Origin of the sequence: Streptomyces sp. NBRC 110611, assembly GCF_001590865.1 — a bacterium.
GTDB lineage: Bacteria > Actinomycetota > Actinomycetes > Streptomycetales > Streptomycetaceae > Streptomyces.
Genome location: NZ_BBUY01000086.1, coordinates 1 through 1,069 on the forward strand (window position 1 = coordinate 1; position 1,069 = coordinate 1,069).

Genomic DNA, 1,069 nt, shown 5'->3' on the forward strand with positions numbered 1-1,069 from the left:
GAGGTTGCCGACGAGCTGGTCGAGGCGGTCGGCGCTCTCCTCGATGGCGGCGAGGAGTTCCGCCTGGTCCGCGGCGGACCATTCGACGTCATCGGAACGAAGCGAAGTGACGGAGGCCTTGATACCGGCGAGCGGCGTGCGCAGGTCGTGGCTGACGGCGGCGAGCAGGGCGGTGCGGATGTGGTTCCCCTCGGCCAGTTTGCGGGCGTGGTCGGCCTGGGACTGCAGGCGCTGGCGGTCCAGGACGACGGCGGCCTGTGCCGCGAAGGCGGCCAGCACGCGGCGGTCCTCGGCGGGCAGGACCCGGCCCGACAGGGCGAGCGCCATCTGATCGCCGACGGGCATGTCGACATCCGCGTCCTCGGGGCGCGGAGGCGGAGCGGCGTCCCCCACCCTGCCGGTGCAGGTCCACGGCGCCGTCTCGGCCTCCCGCTCCAGCAGTGCCACGGAGTCCATCGCGAAGGTCTCGCGGACCCGTTCCAGGAGGGCGTCCAGGGTGGTCTCACCGCGCAGCACACTGCCGGCCAGGAAGGACAGGATCTCCGACTCGGCGCGCAGCCGGGCCGCCTGGTGGGTGCGCCGGGCGGCGAGGTCGACGACGGAGGCGACCGAGACCGCCACCAGCACGAAGATGGCGAGCGCGAGCATGTTCTCGGGGTCCGCGATCGTCAGGCGGTGCAGCGGCGGTGTGAAGAACCAGTTCAGCAGCAGGGAGCCGAACACGGCCGAGGCGAGCGCCGGAACCAGCCCGCCCAGCAGCGCCGCCGTCACCGTCAGCATCAGGAACAGCAGCATGTCGTTCGCGAGCCCGAGGTCCGCGTCGGCATACGTCAGCAGGAGCGTCAGCAGCGCCGGTGCCCCTGTCCCGACCAGCCAGCCCCAGATCGTCCGGGACCGGCCCAGCCGCGCCCCGCGCGCGACCGGTAGCCCGCGTCCCTTGGCGGCCTCCTCGTGCGTGACGATGTGGACATCGAGGTCCGGCCCCGAGTGCCGGGCGACCATCGCGCCGACACCGGGACCGAAGAGGTACTGCCACGCCTTGCGGCGGGACGTGCCCAGCACGATCTGG

At 72.8% G+C, this 1,069-nt stretch carries 1 protein-coding gene; it reads right to left on the bottom strand.

Annotation, left to right across the window (positions count from 1 at the left end; translation table 11 throughout):
* A partial coding sequence (locus AZE13_RS33460) for a DUF4118 domain-containing protein (RefSeq protein WP_147264838.1) occupies positions 1–1,069 on the bottom strand: 1,069 nt, incomplete at both ends.